18 protein-coding genes are annotated in these 20048 nt (G+C 64.0%); 9 read left to right on the forward strand and 9 right to left on the reverse strand.

The window, feature by feature from the left end; translation table 11 throughout:
- Positions 1-32 precede the first annotated feature (32 nt).
- The 3 genes from ACIGJB_RS27455 to ACIGJB_RS27465 all read right to left on the reverse strand — a co-directional run bounded on the left by ACIGJB_RS27455 (position 33) and on the right by ACIGJB_RS27465 (position 4469).
- The gene (locus tag ACIGJB_RS27455; RefSeq protein WP_483734676.1) at positions 33-1847 is read right to left on the reverse strand and encodes a methyl-accepting chemotaxis protein; all 1815 of its coding nucleotides are present in this window, start codon (positions 1845-1847) and stop codon (positions 33-35) included.
- A 93-nt stretch (positions 1848-1940) separates the two neighbouring features.
- Positions 1941-3047, reverse strand: a complete 1107-nt coding sequence (locus ACIGJB_RS27460) for a porin (protein ID WP_483733115.1) — start codon at positions 3045-3047, stop codon at positions 1941-1943.
- A 123-nt stretch (positions 3048-3170) separates the two neighbouring features.
- Positions 3171-4469 (reverse strand): MFS transporter, encoded by a 1299-nt coding sequence (locus ACIGJB_RS27465; RefSeq protein ID WP_483733116.1) that lies wholly within the window; start codon positions 4467-4469, stop codon positions 3171-3173.
- A gap of 277 nt (positions 4470-4746) precedes the next feature.
- Between ACIGJB_RS27465 and ACIGJB_RS27470 the strand changes: the two genes are divergently transcribed.
- A complete protein-coding gene (locus tag ACIGJB_RS27470) occupies positions 4747-7086 on the forward strand; it encodes an ATP-dependent DNA helicase (protein ID WP_483733117.1) in 2340 nt (779 codons plus the stop codon).
- 31 nt (positions 7087-7117) lie between these two features.
- Here ACIGJB_RS27470 and ACIGJB_RS27475 read toward each other — a convergent pair whose 3' ends face one another.
- The 3 genes from ACIGJB_RS27475 to ACIGJB_RS27485 form a co-directional block, all read right to left on the reverse strand.
- Positions 7118-7444 (reverse strand): hypothetical protein, encoded by a 327-nt coding sequence (locus ACIGJB_RS27475; RefSeq protein WP_483733118.1) that lies wholly within the window; start codon positions 7442-7444, stop codon positions 7118-7120.
- 156 nt (positions 7445-7600) lie between these two features.
- Entirely contained in the window at positions 7601-8134 is a 534-nt protein-coding gene (locus ACIGJB_RS27480; RefSeq protein WP_483733119.1) for a hypothetical protein, read from the reverse strand.
- A 12-nt stretch (positions 8135-8146) separates the two neighbouring features.
- On the reverse strand, positions 8147-8968 hold the full coding sequence (locus tag ACIGJB_RS27485; protein ID WP_483733120.1) for a DUF2092 domain-containing protein: 822 nt from the start codon (positions 8966-8968) through the stop codon (positions 8147-8149).
- Between the two features lie 527 nt (positions 8969-9495).
- Here ACIGJB_RS27485 and ACIGJB_RS27490 point away from each other — a divergent pair.
- The 3 genes from ACIGJB_RS27490 (at position 9496) to ACIGJB_RS27500 (ending at position 12360) form a co-directional block, all read left to right on the forward strand.
- The gene (locus ACIGJB_RS27490; protein ID WP_483733121.1) at positions 9496-10464 is read left to right on the forward strand and encodes an acetaldehyde dehydrogenase (acetylating); all 969 of its coding nucleotides are present in this window, start codon (positions 9496-9498) and stop codon (positions 10462-10464) included.
- 11 nt (positions 10465-10475) lie between these two features.
- Positions 10476-11498: a 4-hydroxy-2-oxovalerate aldolase gene (gene dmpG / locus ACIGJB_RS27495; RefSeq protein ID WP_483733122.1), complete on the forward strand. Its 1023-nt coding sequence runs from the start codon at positions 10476-10478 to the stop codon at positions 11496-11498.
- A gap of 91 nt (positions 11499-11589) precedes the next feature.
- Positions 11590-12360, forward strand: coding sequence for an IclR family transcriptional regulator (locus ACIGJB_RS27500; protein WP_483733123.1), 771 nt, complete (start codon positions 11590-11592; stop codon positions 12358-12360).
- A gap of 26 nt (positions 12361-12386) precedes the next feature.
- Here the strand turns inward: ACIGJB_RS27500 and ACIGJB_RS27505 are convergent, their stop codons facing one another.
- The gene (locus tag ACIGJB_RS27505; protein WP_483733124.1) at positions 12387-12587 is read right to left on the reverse strand and encodes a hypothetical protein; all 201 of its coding nucleotides are present in this window, start codon (positions 12585-12587) and stop codon (positions 12387-12389) included.
- 83 nt (positions 12588-12670) lie between these two features.
- On the opposite strand from ACIGJB_RS27505, the gene ACIGJB_RS27510 reads away from it, so the two are divergent.
- Positions 12671-13798 (forward strand): IS110 family RNA-guided transposase, encoded by a 1128-nt coding sequence (locus tag ACIGJB_RS27510; RefSeq protein WP_483733125.1) that lies wholly within the window; start codon positions 12671-12673, stop codon positions 13796-13798.
- Between the two features lie 572 nt (positions 13799-14370).
- On the opposite strand, the gene phaZ is transcribed toward ACIGJB_RS27510, so the two are convergent.
- Both phaZ and ftrA read right to left on the reverse strand, forming a co-directional pair.
- Positions 14371-15609, reverse strand: coding sequence for a polyhydroxyalkanoate depolymerase (gene phaZ / locus ACIGJB_RS27515; protein ID WP_483733126.1), 1239 nt, complete (start codon positions 15607-15609; stop codon positions 14371-14373).
- Between the two features lie 244 nt (positions 15610-15853).
- Positions 15854-16843, reverse strand: coding sequence for a transcriptional regulator FtrA (gene ftrA, locus ACIGJB_RS27520; RefSeq protein ID WP_483733127.1), 990 nt, complete (start codon positions 16841-16843; stop codon positions 15854-15856).
- Positions 16844-17069: 226 nt separating this feature from the next.
- Here ftrA and ACIGJB_RS27525 point away from each other — a divergent pair, with 226 nt between their 5' ends.
- From ACIGJB_RS27525 to ACIGJB_RS27540, 4 genes are all read left to right on the forward strand, one after another.
- On the forward strand, positions 17070-17417 hold the full coding sequence (locus tag ACIGJB_RS27525) for a DUF3088 domain-containing protein (RefSeq protein WP_483733128.1): 348 nt from the start codon (positions 17070-17072) through the stop codon (positions 17415-17417).
- A gap of 318 nt (positions 17418-17735) precedes the next feature.
- Positions 17736-18536, forward strand: a complete 801-nt coding sequence (locus ACIGJB_RS27530; RefSeq protein WP_483733129.1) for a transporter substrate-binding domain-containing protein — start codon at positions 17736-17738, stop codon at positions 18534-18536.
- Between the two features lie 72 nt (positions 18537-18608).
- Positions 18609-19268 carry an amino acid ABC transporter permease gene (locus ACIGJB_RS27535; RefSeq protein WP_483712487.1) on the forward strand — a complete coding sequence of 220 codons (660 nt, stop codon included), beginning with the start codon at positions 18609-18611 and terminating at the stop codon, positions 19266-19268.
- Between the two features lie 54 nt (positions 19269-19322).
- Positions 19323-20048: an amino acid ABC transporter ATP-binding protein gene (locus ACIGJB_RS27540; protein ID WP_483733130.1), complete on the forward strand. Its 726-nt coding sequence runs from the start codon at positions 19323-19325 to the stop codon at positions 20046-20048.

Consider the following 20048-nt stretch of genomic DNA (forward strand, 5'->3'; position numbering starts at 1 on the left):
CGCGGCGCATGCCAAGAGCGACGCCCTGGTCATCACCGATTATTTCCCCCCTCCCCCAACCTAAACTCCCCCACCGCCTCCGCCAACGTATGAGCCTGCTCATTCAACAGCGATGACGCCGCAGTCGCCTGCTCCACCAACGCCGCGTTCTGCTGCGTTGCCTGTTCCATCTCCTCCACAGCCTGGTTGATCTGGCTGATCCCGGTGGCCTGATCCCCCATGGACGCACTGATCTCCCCAATCAGCGAAGTAACGCGACGAATGCCATCGTCGATTTCCTTCATCGCCTCCCCCGCCGCCTGCACGCGTTGCGCGCCCGACTGAACGCTGAGATCGGAAGCCTCGATCAACGCCTTGATCTCTTTCGCAGCCGTCGCGCAGCGATGAGAAAGCCCACGCACTTCATTCGCCACCACCGCAAAGCCCTTCCCATGCTCGCCGGCGCGCGCCGCTTCCACCGACGCATTCAGCGCCAGGATATTGGTCTGGAACGCGATGCCATCAATCACCCCGATGATCTCCACGATCTTCGCGGAAGACTGCGCGATGTCCGCCATCGTCGCCACCACATCCGACACCACCGTACCGCCCCGCGCAGCGGCCTCGCTCGCGGATGAGGCAAGACGCGTGGCCTGCACCGTCGCTTCGGCGGATCGCCTCACGGAACCCGTCAGCTCGGACAGCGAAGCGACCGTTTCCTCCAGATTGCTGGCCGCCATTTCGGTCCGGCGCGAAAGGTCCTGATTGCCGGCTTCGATCTCGCGGGTCGCAATCTTCACGGACTCGCTGCCATGGCGAATCCGCAACAACACGCCCCCGAGTTTCTCGACAAAGGTATTGAATGAGACCGCAATCTGCGTCACCTCGTCACGCCCTGCGGCAGGCAGCCGTTGCGTCAAATCACCATCACCCGATCCGATCTCGTTCATCGCATCCCGAACGCCCGACAGCCGGCTGAATGCCCGCGCGGTAAGCACGCCGCTCAGCAACGCTGCGACGGCCGCCAACAGCACGATGGCAATGGCCGACGCCTTGACCACGCTGTTCAGCGCTGCCGTGGCCTCTGCCTTGTCCAGCGCCACCACCAGTTGCCAGTTGGTGCCATGAATCGGCTTGGCGCGCAGCAGCTTGGCCGTGCCATCCAGCTCGACCTCTAGCGGCGTGGTCTCCGTCGCCAGCGACGCCAGCGTCTGCGGCGTCAGCGCCGGCGACAACTCAAGCGCCGGCTTGCGGATGTACTTGTCCTGCGGGTGCGCCAGGATAGTTCCGTCCTTGTCCACCACAAAGCCCAGGCTCTCCGGAGTCGGATGCACCGCGGCAACGACGGCGCGAACGCCATCCAGCGACACAACCGCCGACACCACGCCGTCCAATGCACCGCTACGCACGATCGGCGCGGCAAACGAGACGAAGGGCTTGCCGCTCGCGGCATCGGCGTAGGGCGTGGAGACAATCGGCTTCCCCGCCGCCACGGTTTCCTTGTACCAGGGACGCGCGGTCGGATCGAAGCCTTCCGGCATGCGATCCTTGCTGGCCACGAAGGACTTGTCCTTCCAGCCCGCGGTGGTAATCGGGAATGCGCCGGCCTTCTGCAACTGGCGGACGATGCCTTGCGGATCGCCCGGGGCAATCTGTTCGGCCGCGGCGCTCACCATCGTGGCCTTGGCCGCCACCCACTCATCGAGCGCCAGGCCATGGCCGGTCGCGATGGCGTCGAGATTCTGCTGAATCGTTTCGAGATTGCTGTTGCGGACGATGACATAGGTCACGCCAGCCGTCAGTGCCAGGGCCGTCACGACGATGCCAGTGGAGATGGCCTGAATCTTTGAGCGAATGGATGAGAGCATACGAAGATAAGGAGCGCTAAGAATCACGCGGATCGGCGTTGGCGCAAAAAAAAGCCCGGAAGAACCGGGCTCATTGCGCAATCTGCCGACCGCTCAGAACTTGTGGCGAACGCCAACTACGGCGCCAAACTGGTTCTTGCCTGGCACCACCTGTTCGCTTGACGATGCACCCAGCACATCGTTGAATCCGTTCACGCCTAGCCCCGAACGCGGATTGCTGTTCACCGCGTAAGCCATGGTCGCGTACACGTCGGTGCGCTTCGATAGGAGATAGTCGGCCGTCGCAACGAATTGCCACGGGTTGCCGACGTGCGCGTTGGCGAGGTTCTGGTAGTACGCCGCGCCGGTCAGCGAGAAGGTCGGTGTCAGCTGATAACCCAGTCCAGCCCACGCGAGGTTGGCATAGGTATTCGCCGCACCCGCAGTGCCAGGCAGCGAAGCGCCATTGAACGAGCGCGCGTAACGGTAGCCGGCATAGAGCTTGGCCGGGCCAAATGCATAGTTGCCGGCAATCGCCGCGCGGCGGATCAACTGGTTGCTGGACAGGGCGGCGGCGGACGACTGGTTGGTCTGGTCGTACACGACACCGACCGACAACGGGCCAGCGGCGTAAGTTGCCAGCACCGAATACTCCCGGCCGTTGGTGAAGTTGCCCGGAACTTCCGCGTTGTTGTAGTTGAAGCTGTACAGGCCGGTCACCGTCAGGCCACCGAAGTTGCCAACATACTTGGCCGAGTTGTCCGCACGCTGGCCAAGCATGAACGGGTCTTGTGCGCCGATGGCGAAGCGGCCTGCGTTGCCCATCGGATCGAATGCGCCGGAGAAATCCCAGAACGGCGACGTGTGGCGTCCCAGGGTCAGTTGGCCCCAGCGGCTTTGCAAGCCGACATATGCGGCGCGGCCAAACAGCCGGCCGCCCTGGGCCATCTTGCCGTCATCCATATTGAAACCGCTCTCCAGCGTATAGATGCCCTTCAGCCCGCCGCCCAGATCCTCTACGCCGCGCAAGCCCCAGCGCGAACCCGACTGGTTGCCCGATTGCATGGCCACCAGGCTGGAACTGTTCTTGGCCGCATTCGGGACGCTGTTCAGATACTCGATACCGACGTCAACCACGCCGTAAAGCGTCACGCTGGATTGGGCATAAGCGCCAGCCGATGCAAGCAGACCAGCCGAAATGGCGATGAGTTTGAGCTTCATGTTTTCCTTGTTTGGGGATTCCTGCCAATGCGCTGACAAGCGCCGTCCGCGACGGGCGGCGCCTCCTTGTTGTTCATGCGGGAATTGCTGTGTTCCGGTTCCTGCTGTCCTGCCGTGTTGACGTCAGACCGGAATCTTTTTCTCGTAGTCGATGCTGGTGGATGCGAACAGCAGGCCGACACCGCAGGCGGCAAAGAACATCAGCGCCAGGAAGTACGAGCCCGTGGCCTGCACGATCAGGCCGACGATGATCGGCACGCTGATGCCGGCGATATTGCCGCCCAGGTTCATCACGCCGCCGAGAAAGCCCACCTTGTTGCGCGTGCCCAGCATCGACGGCACCGACCAGAACAGGCCGCACCAGCGCAGGAAGAACAGGGTCGAGGACAGCAGCACGACCACCAGCACCGGATCAGTGACATAGGCCACCGAGAAGATCGACACCGTGGCCACCACGGCGGCGATCCCGAACAGCGTGCGCATCACGACGTTGGGACGTCCGCCGGCCTCCTTCCACTTGTCGGCGATCCAGCCGCCGATCAGTTCGCCGACAAAGCCCGCGAAGAAGATGATGAAGCTCGCGCCGCCCATGGTCTTCAGGTCGAAGCCGCGGGCCTTGCTCAGGTAGGTCGGCATCCAGGTCAGCAGGCCGTAGAACACGGCGTTGAAGCACATCCAGCTGATCGCCATGCACCACACCGAGCGGTACTTGAAGAAGTCCAGCGAACGGCCGCTCAGGTTGGCCGGCTCCTCGCTGTGCTCCAGGGCAAGCGCGTCCTCGATATGACGGGCCTCCTGTTCATTGACGCCGCTGTGCTCGCGCGGCGAATTGCGGATGTACCACCACGCCACGAAGCCGGCCAGCACCGTGCCCACGCCCGCCACCACAAACGACAGGCGCCACGATCCCAGTTCGCTGATCAGCCCGGCGATGATGAGCGAGCCGAGCGCCGCGCCCAGCGGTGCGCCGCCATCCAGCAGCGTGGCGCCGCGGCCGCGTTCGTTCTTCGTCATCCAGATCGCATTGAGCTTGCCGCCGGCCGGATAGATCGGCGCTTCGGCGGCGCCCAGCCCGAGGCGGGTCAGCATCAGCGAAGTGGCGTTGGTGCAGGCCGCCGCGATGGCCTGGAAGAAGCCCCAGAATACGGTGGCGCAGGCAATCACGATGCGCGGCTTGTACTTGTCGGCCAGCATGCCGCCCGGCACCTGCATGAAGGCGTAGGTCCAGAAGAAGGAGCTGAGGATCAGCCCCTGCATCGCCGGACTCAGGTCGAACTCCTTGGCAATCAGCGGCATGGCCACCGACAGCGAGGCACGGTCGATGTAGTTGATGGCCACCAGCAGCAGCATCATCAGGAAGATTTTCCAGCGCACGCTGCTGCGCGGAATCGCCATCGTCGTGGCTGGGCTCGTGGATTGCATGACGGTTGTCTCCTTGTCCTTGTGTCCTTCGATTGAGGCGTTTTGATTAAGGTGTCGCGCAACCGGGCGGAGTATAAGATACGTAATCTGTAATTACAATCAACGTAAGTACATGATTTGTATGTAGTGTTCATAGGGTAAATCACTATATTGGTCGTTCTGCAGCAGCCAGCGGAGGATTCCGCGCCGCTAGTCGGGAACACGCGGATTGCATATTTCCGAAGGCGCTGGATCACTGTATATTCATACAGCCCCGCAATCCTCGCCGTCCCGCGCCTTGTCCGTCACGCCAACCGATCCGCCCCGCTATACCGTCGCCGTCCGCACGCTGTGCGAATTCACGGCCAAGGCGGGCGACCTCGACCTGCGCTTTACGCCCTCGCCTACCGGGCAGGAAGGCGTGGCGGGCCATGGGGTCGTTACCAGCCGCCGCGGGTCCGGCTATGAGTCCGAAGTCACGCTGTCGGGCCAGTTCGAAGGCCTGCGCGTGCGCGGGCGCGCCGATGGCTACGATCCCGTGGCCAACCGCGTCGAAGAAATCAAGACAGTTCGCGGCGACAAGATCGAGATCCCGCAGAACCACCAGGCCTTGCACTGGGCGCAGGCGAAAATCTACGGCTGGCTGTTGTGCGAGTCGCGCAACCTTGCGCAGATCGACGTGGCGCTGGTGTATTTCGATATCCAGAGCCAGCGCGAGCGCGTGCTGAAGGAACGCTGCGACGCCACGGCGCTGCGCGCGTTTTTCGAGGGCAGCTGCCGCCGCTTCATGCAATGGGCCGAACGGGAAATCGCGCATCGCAGCGATCGCGATGCCGGGCTGCAGGCACTGGCCTTTCCTCATGGCACGTTCCGCGACGGGCAGCGCCTGCTGGCCGAATCGGTCTACAAGGCCAACGCCAGTGCGCGCACGTTGCTGGCACAGGCACCGACCGGCATCGGCAAATCGATCGGCACGGTGTTTCCCGCGCTGAAGGCCATGCCCACGCAGCGTCTCGACAAGATCTTCTTCCTGTCCGCGCGCTCGACGGGCCGCGCCGTGGCGCTGCAGGCCACCGCGCAATTGCGCCGCCAGCCCGGCGATGCGCCGCTGCGTGTGCTGGAACTGATGGCGCGCGACAAGGCGTGCGAGCATCCCGACCTGGCCTGCCATGGAGATTCTTGCCCGCTGGCGAAGGGCTTCTACGACCGCCTGCCCGCCGCGCGCGACGCTGCCAGCCATGCGGCGCTGCTCGACGGCCAAAGCGTGCGGGAGATCGCCCGCGCGCACGAGGTCTGCCCGTATTACCTCGCGCAGGAGATGATCCGCTGGAGCGATCTGGTAGTGGCCGACTACAACTACTACTTCGATCGCAGCGCGATGCTGTATGCGCTGGCCGCGATGAACGAATGGCGCGTCAGCGTGCTGGTGGACGAAGCGCACAACCTGGTCGAACGCGGCCGCGCCATGTACACGGTCACGCTCGACCATGCCGTCTTCCGCGGCGTGCGGCTGTCGGCCCCTGGCACGCTGAAGCGCGAGATGAACCGGGTCAACCGGCAATGGAGCGCACTCGCCAAATCCAGCGAGGCCACCTACGAAACGCGCGATGAAGAGCCCGCCGCGTTCATCGAGGCACTCGCTCAGCTATGCACTGCCATCATTGACGACATGAGCGCGCAGCCGCAGCGGCACGATGCCGCACTGGAGCGCTTCTATTTCGACGCGATGCATTTCCTGCGCCTGTCCGAACAACTGACGGAATACGGCGGCAAGCATTCGCTGTTTGATATCACGCGCACGCCGCGCCAGCGTGGCGGCATGGATGCCGCGCTATGCGTGCGCAACCTGTTGCCCGCGCCGTACCTCGCCCCGCGATTCGCGGGCGCGCATTCGACCACGCTGTTCTCGGCCACGCTGCAGCCGGCCGACTACTACCGCAACCTGCTTGGCGTGCCGGGCAGTGCGGTGTGGGTCGAAGTGCCATCGCCATTCCAGGCGGAGCAGCTCGACGTGCATGTCGCGCGCCATATCTCTACGCGCTATAGCCACCGGCAGCGTTCGCTCCCGGCCATCGTCGCACTGATGGCCGACCAGTTCGCGCAGCGCCCCGGCAACTACCTGGCGTTCTTCAGCAGCCATGACTACCTCCGGCAGGCCGCCGCCATGCTGGCCGAGCATCATCCCGATATCCCGAGCTGGTCTCAGGCACGCGGCATGACCGAGGCCGGGCAGGCGGCATTCCTGGAGGCATTTGCGCCCGGCGGTCAGGGCATTGGCTTCGCGGTGCTGGGCGGCGTGTTCTCGGAAGGCGTCGATCTTCCCGGCGACCGGCTGATTGGCGCATTCGTGGCCACGCTGGGCCTGCCGCAGGTGAACCCTGTCAACGAACAACTGCGCGAGCGGATGGAAGCCGCCTTCGGCCAGGGCTATGGCTATGACTACGCCTACCTGTATCCGGGACTGCGCAAGGTCATCCAGGCAGCCGGCCGCGTGATCCGCACCCGGCAGGACCGCGGCGTGGTGTGGCTGATCGATGACCGGTATTCGCGTGCGGAGGTGCAGGAGATGTTGCCGTCGTGGTGGGAGGTGCCGGCACGCAAGCCGCAACGGCTTCCGGAAAGCCCGTCAACCGGATGACCGCCGCGCAGCGCCCATCCGACGTCCCGCTCTACGGCATATGTGGCGCAGGCCGCGGACGCGGCGAAGGATAAGGAGGTTTCTGCCCGCCACCAGGCACCTCGATGTACGGTGCAACGACGAGCGGATACTGCGCCTCCGGTGCGATGTTCTGCTGCGGCCCCGCTGCGCCGCGTGGCGAAAGCGGTGCGGTCTGAAGCTCGGTGCCGCCGCGCTTGCCGTCGCTGATGCCACTGTGGGTATCCAGCACCAGAGGCCGGCTATCCGGGGGCGGGGCGGCGAACGCTGCCGATGAAGCCGCGGCCAGCAGCATCGCCGTCGCTGCGGCGCTCAGCGCGCGGATCATGGGTGAATGCATGGAGGCTCCTGTTGATCGAATCGAAGCTGGCGGCCACCGGAGCCATGGGTCTGGGGGCGCGCGTTTCGCAAACGCATTTCGCCTCCGCAGTATAAGCCGCCGTGAAAGGCGGCCGCCAGCGCACACGGACTGGCGGCCCCGCCCTGCTCCGGTCCGTCAGTACGGCGGGTTGACCACCATGTACTGCGACCCCTGCGGTGCGTACCACGTGGCACCGCATTGCTGGTACACCATGCCGCCATAGTTCACCGGCACGCAGCCCGGCGGCACGGTCCGGACCATCGAGCCAATCGCCGCAGCCGTGACCGCCACGGTAGCCGTCACGGCCGCCGCCGCTGCCACCGGATGGTCCCAACCGCCGCCGCAGCATCCGTTGTTGTCGACGTTCACGTTGACGTTGCGGTTGGAGTTGACGTTGACGTTGCGATTGGCATTGACGTTATTGACGTTGTTCACGCTGCTGCTGCGAACATTGTTGGTGCGCACGTCGGCGCGCTGGTTGTTGACCTGGCGCGCACCCTGCGCCTCGCCGCCAGCGCGTCCACCGCCGGCATGCGCGCCGCCGCCCAAGCCGCCACCGCCGTGGCCGCCGCCGCCCGGCCGTGCCTGCGCCGGAAGTGTCCAGCCAGCCGTCGCCAGCCCCAGGACCGCCAGGCCCACCACGAATCGCTTGCAGGATAGGTATGTCATGGCATCGCTCCTTTACCTGGCCTTGACCGGAACGAATTCGGCCACCTTGGCATCCTTCGGCGGCTTGAACGCGAAGACGTCGTTGCCGAACTTCGGACTCAGCCTCCACTTGTAGAGCGTGACCGACTGGGGCCGTGCCTCGTCGGCGCGGTTGGTGATGACCAGCTTGCGCGGCAGCGGGCGGGCGCCGGTGGCGATCCAGATCTGCCAGTCGATCTCTCCCTGCCGGAACACGTAGTGGTCGCAGACCTCGCCGCCGACAATGTCCTGCCCGGCGTTCATCGCCGATTGCATATTGTCCATCGGCGCGGCATCGGTGCCCCACAGGAACAGGTCGGTCGAGGGGATTTCGAGGGCGAAGCGCTCGCGCAGGCGCTGGGCAAGAACGCCCAGGTTGTCATCGAACCTGGCCTGCGAGTAGTACTTCTGCGCAGGCGTGTAGAGCGTCACGGTCTTCCCGTCATAGATCAGCTCGCGACGCCCGTTGACGGTGCGCATATCGGCACGGAGCTTGTTCGGGCGCTGCACGTCGAGATCCGCCGTCGCAGTGTGCTGAAGCTTCTGACCATCCGCCAGCACGCGTTCGCCTGACAGTTCGATCATCACTTCGAACTGCTTCAGCGTTTGCAGGTACGCCCCCATGCTTTTCAGGGCCTGGATGGCCGCCGGGTCGACGGCCTTGGCATCGACAGGCGCGGCGCTTGCCGGCGTCTGCGCCGGAGCGGTGGTGGCCTGTGCCGGCGGACTCGCCGGTGGATTGGAAGACTGCGGCGGCGTGCTGCTGCACGCCGCGAGCGTGACAACAAGCAAGCTCAGAGCTTTGATGCGTGCCATGAAGTTCTCCGTTGAACGGCCCTTGGTCTTACCGGACACCAATGCGCGATACCCGCCTCAGTTCGGGTGATGCGCGCGATCAAGCGCTGCATGAAAGGCCAGCTCGCGGGGCTTGAAAGCCCCGCCCGAATGCCCGTCTTGTGGCACAGCCGCAGCCACAGTGGATGCCATTCTCCACGACGCCAACGCCAGGCGAAGTGAAACTTTTGCGCGCAGGCGTTTATTCGATTCGATGTCACCGACGCGATAGGCGGCACAAGGCGCCGCTGCGGCACGGCTGCCCCGATGACGCGAAGTAGCGAATAGCTCTCACGCCACCGCCTATATGACCCGATCGATACTCGGGCAGCCTTTCAGCGCGGCGCTCCTTTCACTTTTTATCTCAATATATGATAACAGATCTTACATGTTGATATTTCAGAAACCGAGGAGTAATCTTGCCCCGCAGCGCAGGAGCATTCCCGGCCCGGATCGGCGATGTCTTGGCCTGCGACTCACAGCACTTCAAAAAAATGGGGTTCGCCGCCATGGCGGCCCCGAGGACGGAGGCTCCATTGGCAAATCGGAAACTGAAGGCCGCGATCATCGGATCGGGCAATATCGGCACGGACTTGATGATCAAGATCCTGCGCCACGGGAAACACCTGGAAATGGGCGCCATGGTCGGCATCGACCCCGCGTCGGACGGCCTGGCGCGCGCCGCCCGCATGGGCGTGGCCACCACGCATGAGGGCGTGGAAGGCCTGCTGAACCTTCCCGTCTTCCAGGACATCGACGTGGTGTTCGACGCCACGAGCGCGGGCGCCCATATCAGGAACGACGCGCGGCTGCGCGAGGTGAAGCCGGACATCCGCATGATCGACCTGACGCCAGCGGCCATCGGCCCGTACTGCGTGCCCGTGGTCAACCTGGAATCGCGTCTCGACGCGCGTAACGTGAACATGGTCACCTGCGGCGGCCAGGCCACCATTCCGATGGTCGCCGCGGTGTCGCGCGTGGCGAAGGTGCACTACGCGGAGATCGTCGCATCGATCAGCAGCAAGTCGGCCGGCCCCGGCACGCGCGCCAACATCGACGAGTTCACCGAGACCACGTCGAAGGCGATCGAGGTCATCGGCGGCGCGACCAAGGGCAAGGCCATCATCGTGCTGAACCCGGCGGAACCGCCGCTGATCATGCGCGACACCGTGTACGTGCTCAGCGATGCCGCCAACCAGACAGAAGTCGAAGCATCGATCAACGACATGGCCGCCGCCGTGCAGGCCTATGTGCCGGGCTACCGGCTCAAGCAGCGCGTGCAGTTCGACGTGATCCCCGCCGATGCGCCGCTGAACATCCCGGGCCTGGGCCGCTTCAGCGGCCTCAAGACCTCGGTGTTCCTGGAGGTGGAAGGCGCGGCGCACTACCTGCCTGCCTACGCCGGCAATCTCGACATCATGACCTCCGCCGCGCTCGCCACCGCCGAACGCATGGCGCAATGCGCACTGAACGCCTGAGGAAACGCGCCATGACTTTCAATCCCGGCAAGAAACTCTATATCTCCGACGTGACGCTGCGCGATGGCAGCCACGCCATCCGCCACCAGTACTCGATCCAGAACGTCAAGGACATCGCCCGCGCGCTGGACCAGGCCCGCGTCGATTCGATCGAAGTGGCACACGGCGACGGCCTGCAGGGCTCCAGCTTCAACTACGGCTTCGGCGCCCACACCGATCTCGAATGGATCGAAGCGGTCGCGGGCGAGATCGAACACGCGAAGATCGCCACGCTGCTGCTGCCCGGCATCGGCACCATCCACGATCTCGACAATGCCTTCAAGGCCGGCGCGCGCATCGTGCGCGTGGCCACGCATTGCACCGAAGCCGATGTGTCGCGCCAGCACATCGAACGCGCACGCGAACTCGGCATGGACACCGTGGGCTTCCTGATGATGAGCCACATGACCACGCCGGAAAACCTCGCGGCCGAGGCGAAGAAGATGGAATCGTATGGCGCCACCACCATCTACGTGGTGGACTCGGGCGGCGCGCTGGGCATGCAGGACGTGCGCGACCGCTTCCGCGCGCTGAAGGCGGTGCTCGACCCGAGCACGCATACGGGCATCCACGCCCACCACAACCTGTCGCTCGGCGTGGCCAACTCGATCGTCGCCGTGGAAGAAGGCTGCGACCGCATCGACGCATCGCTGGCCGGCATGGGCGCCGGCGCCGGCAACGCGCCGCTGGAAGTGTTTATCGCCGCCATCGAACGCCTGGGCTGGGAACATGGCACGGACCTGTACAAGCTGATGGACGCCGCCGACGACATCGTGCGGCCGCTGCAGGACCGCCCGGTCCGCGTCGACCGCGAAACGCTGGCGCTCGGCTATGCCGGGGTCTATTCCAGCTTCCTGCGCCACTCCGAAATCGCCGCGAACAAATACGGCCTGAAGGCCGTGGACATCCTGGTCGAACTGGGCAAGCGCCGCATGGTCGGCGGCCAGGAAGACATGATCGTCGACGTCGCGCTGGATCTGCTCAAGAACCGCTAAGGCAGTGCTGCCCGGGCATCGTGTGATGCCCGGGCAGCAACAGCGTGGCGCCGCTGGTGGGTCACCCACCGGCGGCGTTACACTTCGTGCCATGTCAAGAACGCCAAACCCCACTCGAACCCTGGCCAGCCAGACGCTTTTCCGCGGACTGGATGTGGTCGACGCCGTTGCCGACGGCTGCCAGTCCGTGCAGGAAATCGCCGACCGTACCGGTGTGGCGTTCAGCACCACCCACCGGCTGGCCTCAGCACTGGTACAAGCCCGCTACCTGCAATTCGAACCGCGCCGTGGCTACCGCCTGGGCGCACGGCTGCTGGAGCTTGGCTTCGCCGCCTACCGTGATTCCGATATCGCCCGCAGTGCGCGGCAGAACATCGAGCAACTCGCGGACGAGACGCGCGATACCGTCCACCTGGCCATGCTCGATGGCGACGAAATCATCTATCTCGACAAGATCGATGCCCAGCGTCCCATCGGCGTCAATTCGCGCATCGGGGGACGCAAGCCGGTTTGCTGCACGGGCGTGGGCAAGGCGCTGATCCTCGACGAGAGCGAGGCGTCGTGGCGCACCCGCTACCAGTACGATGCCGAGCGCGGCAACATCCACTTGCCGCTGGACACCTGGCTGGCCGGCATGCGCACCTACGCGCAAGGCGGCTATGCGTTCGACCTCGAAGAAAATGCGCCTGGCATCCGCTGCGTCGCGGTACCGATCCGCGATGCCAGCGGCAAGACCGTGGCAGCCGTCAGCGTTACCGGCACGACCGATTCCACCGACGAGCCACGCCTGCGCGCGCTGATTCCCACGGTGCGCGGCGCGGCACAAGCGATCAGCGCGAAGCTCGGCGGCACGCTCGGGTAAAGTCCGCGCGCCGACACCTTGCCAGGCTATGGAATGCGGCGCATCGCATCGAGCATGGAATACCCCTGACGCGTCAAGCGAGGGTGGACATTGCCGTTGCCGTGGCCCTGCTCCAGCGTCACCAGTTTGTGGAGCAGCAGTCCATCCAGTTGTTCCGGTTCGAGATCGTCAATGTCTTGTGCATCGCCTAGCAGAAGCAGCGCGGCGATTTCATGCGGACTGAGCATGTCAGATACTATGAAGGGCCGCGGAGGCAACTCCTGGAGTAAAACGAAGATTCGCACTCTCGTTTCTCTAAAGGAGCACGCAAATGGACACGCCTGACACAGCCCTTCATGGGCAGAGTACGCCGATCACCGGCTGGCTGTACATGGCTTTTGAACTGGGCGAGAAGAGCTGGAAGCTGTCGCTGGGCGACGGCGGGCATGGACCGAGCCGGCATACGCTTGTGGCTGGCGACCTGAATGCAGTCCTGCAAGTGATTGCCAAGGCCAAAGCACGCTTTGGACTAGCGCCGCAAGCCCCGGTGCGTAGTTGCTACGAAGCTGGCCGCGACGGCTTCTGGCTGCACCGTTGGTTAACGGAAAAAGGTATCGGTAACCTGGTCGTGGATTCGGCCAGTATTGAAGTCAACCGCCGTGCGCGGCGGGCCAAGACCGACCGGCTCGACAGCGACAAGCTGCTCTCGATGTTGATGCGTTACTACGTCGGCGAGCGGCGCGTATGGGCAGTCGCGCGGATCCCAACCGAAGAGCAGGAAGACGAGCGGCGTTTGCATCGCGAACTCGGTCGACTCAAACAGGAACGCACCGCCCATAGCAACCGGATTCGTTCACTGCTGGTATTGCACAACCTGCGGGTCGCTCGGATCGGGGACCGATCCTGGAACCACTGGTGGAACGATCATGGTTCGCAACTACCCGCTGGTTTAGCTGCTGAGATCGAGCGTGAAGTCGCGCGACTGGCGTTGGTCGTCGCGCAGATCAAGAACATCGAAACCCAGCAGCACCAGGCAGTGAAGAGCGGCGAGCAGCCCGCCATCGCGCTGCTCGCGCGACTCAGCGGGATCGGCGTGGGCAGTGCCTGGCTCCTAAACAAGGAACTGTTTGGCTGGCGGCGATTTCACAACCGGCGCGAAATCGCCGGCTGCCTGGGATTGGCACCGACGCCTTACAGTAGTGGCGAAAGTCACGTCGAGCAAGGCATCAGCAAGGCGGGCAACAAACGCTCGAGATGGCTCATGATCGAACTGGCATGGAACTGGTTACGCTACCAGCCAACTAGTCAGCTCACGCAGTGGTTCAATGAGCGCTTCGCGCCAGGCAGCAAGCGCATGCGGCGCGTTGGCATTGTCGCACTTGCCCGTCGATTGGCAATTGCCCTGTGGCGCTACCTCGAGTACGGGGAGATTCCCCCCGGCGCAAGCCTCAAACCATAGTGGAGGTGATTCCGATCCAAGCATCGAGAGCGACGCGGTACGATTGTAGGTCAGCGCGCCCGTAAAGGAGCCGGGCTACCCCCGCGGGTAGCCGTCCTTTCAGATGGGGCGCGCAGGTAACAGGGGTAATCCCAGCGCTTTGCGCATATGGTATGTGGTGCCCGGCTTCCACGCCGGCACGGATAGAAGGTAGTCCGGCAATGGCCGGTATTTAGCACCCCGACCTCCCACTTTCGCCCGCCGCGTCAGTCCGCGAAACGAAAAATAATGGCTTGCAAGGAAAAGACGGTATCGAGCCGCCTATATGAAATCCCGATACTGAAGGGGGTTGACATCCTTGCCCTCATAGAAGGCTCCTTTGTCGGGTGCGAAAAAAGGAACAACGACTGCTGCCCCGTGGAGGTAGCTCCACGGAGGACGGTTGAAAGGCACTGCGTGAACCCGGTGCAAGGACGCGCTGAGTCTTCTGCGCACACCGAGCATGTACCCTAAACCGTCTTGCCGGCGGATTCAAGGGATGGATGTGCTGCGCTGCAGCGGAGCGCAGGCGAGTCCGGGGCCGGCATGTGGCGCTAGCTACCCTGCCGCATCACGGCCTGGATGCCAGGGTAGATCTCGAAGTGCCATCGCGGGCCACTGAACAGATCGTAGTGACCGCACCGCGGCGCCGTGACGTGCCGCTTGTCGCGTGCCGCAATGCCCCGGCACAATTCGTGCGCCGCCCGGGTCTGCCCGCAACCGGAAATGGCGTCGTGGTCGCCTTCTATGGTGAGCAGCGTAGTCGCGCGGATGTCTTGCGGACGCACAAGCTCGCCCCGCACGAACCAATTGCCGCGCGCCAGGCGAAATTGCTGGAACACGATCTCGATGGTATCCAGATAGAACTCGGCCGCCATGTCGAGCACTGCGAGGTAGGCCTCGCAAACGCGCCGGAGCGCTTCGGCACGCTTGTAATTACCCAGCGCAAGTTCCGAATAATAGTGCCAGTGCGATGCCGGCAAGAGACCCGGCTGCGCCGCCATCAAGCCGGCAAGCTGAAGGAAATTCGGGTACACCTTGCGGCCGGCACCCGCGTAGCGGTCGGGCACGGTATAGATCAGATTCCGTTGGAACCACACCAGAGGGTGGTCCGCGGCCAGTCTCCCGACCGCGGTCGGGCTGTGACGCGCATCGATCGGCCCGCCGATCAGGATCAGGCTCCTTGGCGTGGGCTCGTCCGCGCTGGCCAACAGCGAAACCGCCGCCAGGGCCGGCACGGTGGCCTGGCAGATGGCAATCACGTGCAGCGCTTGTGCCGCGCCGATCCGGCGGATGAACGCCTGAAGTTCGGTGACGTAGTCATCCAGGTGAAACGGTCCCTCCGCCAGTGGAACGCAGCACGCATCGATCCAGTCCGTCACATAGACGATATGTTCGGGCAACAAGCTTTCGACGACCTCGCGCACAATGACGGCGTGATGCCCGGCAAGCGGCGCACAGACCAGCACGGCCGGTCGTGGCGGCTCCGCGGCCCCTGGTGCGGCCGTAGCCGTGGCGAAGCGCAAGAGGCGGCAAAACGCCCGCTTCACGACGACTTGCTCGACGACCGGGATGACGCAGCCGTTGTGCTCAACGGCGGCAATGCTGAACCCGGGCTTGTCGTTGCCTTGTCCGAGCCGGTACAGCATCTCGTAACCAGCGGCAAAGGCGGGAGCGCCTGGTAACCGCGACAGGAAGTTACCGTGATCGGAAAGCGCGCTTGCCGCGTTCGCTGCCCACGCAGCAAATGGCGCGAACATTGCGCGCTGATACTCCATGAACCGGTAGAGCATGGAGGCCTCCAGGAAAGTGGATGGCCGGCGGCCACGACCCAGGCTGCAGGCTTCATCGGCCCGGATGGCTTCGCCGACGCGATGTCGAGGCGGAGGTACGCGGAGCTGGCCCGCGCCGGCGCACCTGTATCCGAGTTCCACTATAGGGCGGGCAACTACCGCTGCGGCGCGGAAGATGCAATTCGCTTTGGAAACTCAAACACCCAACCGCCGCTTCGAAAACCTGCTGCGCCGTTCTCCGGAATCAATGCTCGTCTGATGCACTGAAACGCCGCCGATAGTCACCGGGGCTGGTTCCAAGCCGGGCGCGGAAGTGATTGCGCAAGGTCGCCGCGGCGCCGAAGCCGACTTGCACGGCAATATCGTCCAGCGATAAGGCCGTCTCTTCGAGCAACACCCGTGCCCGGCTGATCCGTTCGATGAGCAGCCACTCACCCGGCGGCATGGCCATCATATTGACGAAGTGGCGCTGGAAGGTGCGGGCGCTCATTGCCGTCTGCTCGGCCATCCTGGCAATCGGCCAGTCCTCTCCCAAGGTGGCGCGAACCCCGTCCAGCAGGGGCGCCAGCGACGCACTGCTGCGCTTCGACACCGGCTCCGCAATGTATTGCGCCTGCCCGCCTTCACGGTGAGGGGGCATGACCAGCCGCCGCGCGACCTGGTTGGCCGCGCGCGGGCCAAAGTCCCGGCGAATCAGGTGCAGGCACAGGTCGATGCCCGCCGCACTGCCTGCCGAAGTCAGGACATCGCCGGCATCGACGTAGAGCACGTCCGCCTCCACGCGTACTTCCGGATACCGCTGCGCGAGGGCCGCCGCATGACGCCAGTGCGTCGTCGCGCGCTTGCCATCGAGCAATCCCGCTGCGGCCAGCACAAACGCACCGGTGCAGATCGACATGACGCGCGCCCCGCGCTTGTTCGCCTTGCGCAAGGCTTGGCAAAGCGCCTCCGGCACATCGGCTTCGATCCCCCGCCACCCGGGGATGATAATGGTCTTCGCCTTCGACAGCAGTTCCAGACCGCTGTCGGCCTGCACCTGGATGCCGCCCGCCCCGCGCAACGTCCCCGCATCGGCCGAGCAGGTCGCGAAGCGATACCACGCGTCGCCCATTTCCGGCCTGGGCAGACCAAAGACTTCAACGGCGCAGCCGTATTCAAACAGGCTCAGGCCGTCGTAGACGACGACGGCGACCAGACCGCCACTGGCACCGGATTGCGATGGATTCTTTGGCACGAGAGATCGATTGAAACAGTTGTCGGGATCACCTGGTGGACGAAACCCGAGTCATGTTTCGCGCGATTCGCCCCCTGCGTGATTTTGGCATGATCCGGACGTTAATTGTCGTTCGTGCCACTAGTGGGTTGCCCGGCCCGACCCTATCCTTTGTCCCGTGGTTCACGGGCCGGCAAGCAAACGGAACGGCGACCACCACCCACTTCAACCCATAGAGAGAGACAACGTGAAAGACAAGCTACTGATGCTCCGCCCGGGCTTCTATCAAGGCACGGAAGGCCCCTTCTACTGCGGCGACGCGATTGCTGTCGAAGGCCTGCTCAGCTTCTTCCCGCAACTGCGCAACGAGATCGATGTCGAGTACATCGACGCCCCGCGGCCGCGCCAGGCGATCGTCGAACTGATCGGCGAAGCCAACCAGTCCGCCCCGGTGCTGGTGCTCGGCGCCGGGCGCGCGCCGGTCGACAACGGCGTGGAGGTCCGCTTGGCCGGCCAGACCCAGTTCATCGACTCCCCCGACCACATCCGCCGCTACCTGTCGTCGCAATATGGCGTAGCGCGCCCGGCAGGCTGAGCGCGGATTCGCGAAGCCGTTGCCCAAGGGAGAGGCATTTTGCGCTTCATTCCGGATATCAGGAACTCCGTTGTCATTAACCCGATGTACGGAGAAAAATATTCCACGAACGCGCTTCACCTCTCAGTCTTTTGAAAGTTTTTTCCCCTGACGGATCACTACGATTTCCCTCACGGCCTGGACGACATAGCGAGTTGATCGCGCGACGTCGCCGGGGCCGGCGAGGGCTCCGTCAGCGGTCAGGAACGTCGTTTCACAGACCTGTCGGGCACTGATGCTGCCCTTCGACAAGACCTATAACCACATTGGAGACAAGGCATGAAGCTGCTGCAATCGCTGTTGCAGGGGGCGCTGATCGCGACCGTCCTCGGTTTCACCGCACCCGCCGTACAGGCTGAAGACCTGCTCGACACCGTCAAGGCCAGCGGCGTCCTGAAGGTCGGCATGGAGGGCACGTATCCGCCGTTCGGCTATCGCAACGCCCAGGGCCAACTCGATGGCTTCGACGTCGCGGTGGCCCGGGCGGTGGCAGAGAAGATGGGCCTCAAGGCCCAGTTTGTCACCACCGAATGGAGCGGCATCATCGCGGGCCTGCAGGCCGGCAAGTTCGACGTGATCGTCAACCAGGTCAGCATGACGCCGGCGCGCAAGCAGGCGCTCGATTTCACGCAGCCCTACGTCTATTCCGCGGTCCAGGTGCTTCAGCGCAGCAACGACAAACGCGAGTTCGCGTCGCTGGAAACTCTGAAGGGCAAATCCGTCGGCGTCACGCTGGGCAGCAACTATGCCGACCTGGCGAAGACAGTGCCCGGCATCCAGGTGCAGACCTATCCCGGCACCTCGGAAAACCTGCGGGATCTCGCGGCCGGCCGTATCGATGCCGCGCTCAATGACCGCCTGATGCTGCCGTACCTGATCAAGAACGCCAACCTGCCGCTGCGTACCGGCGCGCTGCTGGCCGGAACGAAGCTCGAAATGGGCATTCCGTTCCGCAAGGGCAACCCGAAGTTCGCCAAGGCAATCGACGACGCGCTGAATGCGCTGCAGCAGGACGGCACCTTGCGCAAACTGTCCGTCCAGTGGCTTGGCACCGACGCCAGCCAACCCCTCGCACAGTAATCGCGGCCACGCCTGACGACACGCCCGTCCAATCCGGAACGGGCGTGCCTGGCCACCGCAATGGATCGCATCATGAACCCTATTGACCTGATTATTCATGCCTCGCCGGTGCTCCTGCAAGGCGCCGCGATCACCGTGAAGTTTGCCCTGGCCTCGATGATCTTCGGCCTGCTGGTCGGGATCGTCGTCGCCATCATGGGCATCAGCGCCAACCCCGTCCTCAGCGGCATCGCGCGCGCCTATGTCAGCGTCATGCGCGGCACGCCGCTGCTGGTGCAGATGTTCGTCGTCTACTACGGCCTGCCCGATCTCGGCATCTCCCTGGACCCGACCAGCGCGGGCATCCTGACCCTCACCGCCAATGCCGGCGCCTACCTGTCGGAGAGCATGCGCGGCGCGATCCTGGGAATCAGCCGCGGGCAATGGAGCGCGGCACACAGCCTCGGGTTGAGCCACCTCCAGACGCTGCGCTACATCGTCTGCCCGCAGGCCTTGCGCCTGGCTGTGCCGAGCCTCGGCAACACACTCATCAGCCTGATCAAGGACACCTCGCTGGTGTCGGTCATCACCGTCACCGAGCTGCTGAGATCGTCGCAGGAAATCATTGCCTCCACGTTCCAGCCGCTGCCCTTGTACCTGTCGGTGGCCGCCATCTACTGGCTGCTCAGCACCGGCTTGTCATGGGTGCAAAGGCGCATCGAGGCACGGCTGACCCTGCGGGTGACGCGCTGATCAGCGCTACCCAGCAAAGCCCCACAACAACACTCTGCAAGCAGGAGACAAGACATGATTGCCCTCGAAGGCGTATCGAAATGGTACGGACAATTCAAGGTGCTGGATGGATGCAGCACGCGCGTGGAGAAGGGCGAGGTCGTGGTGATCTGCGGCCCGTCGGGTTCGGGGAAATCCACGCTGATCAAGACGGTCAACGGGCTTGAAGCGTTCCAGCAGGGTCGCATCAGCGTGGACGGCGTCAGCGTCGGCGATCCGAAGATCAACCTCGCGCAGCTGTGCTCGCGGGTCGGCATGGTGTTCCAGCATTTCGAGCTGTTCCCGCACCTGAGCATTCTCGACAACCTGTCGCTGGCGCAGGTCAAGGTGCTCAAGCGCGGCAAGGACGAGGCCCGCGAGAAGGGCTTGCGACTGCTCGACCGCGTCGGCCTGAAAACCCATGCCGCCAAATTTCCCGCGCAGCTTTCCGGTGGACAGCAGCAGCGCGTCGCCATTGCACGCGCCTTGTCGATGGACCCGGTCGCCATGCTGTTCGATGAACCGACGTCGGCGCTCGATCCGGAAATGATCAACGAGGTGCTCGACGTCATGACCGGACTGGCGCGCGAAGGCATGACGATGATCTGTGTCACTCATGAGATGGGGTTCGCGAAGAAGGTGGCCAACCGCGTGATCTTCATGGATAGCGGCGCCATCGTTGAAGACACCGGCAAGGAGGCCTTCTTCGGCGATCCGAAATCGGCCCGTGCAAAGGAATTCCTGGCGAAGATCCTGCACTGA

The organism is Cupriavidus sp. C2SS-8b (assembly GCF_057073745.1).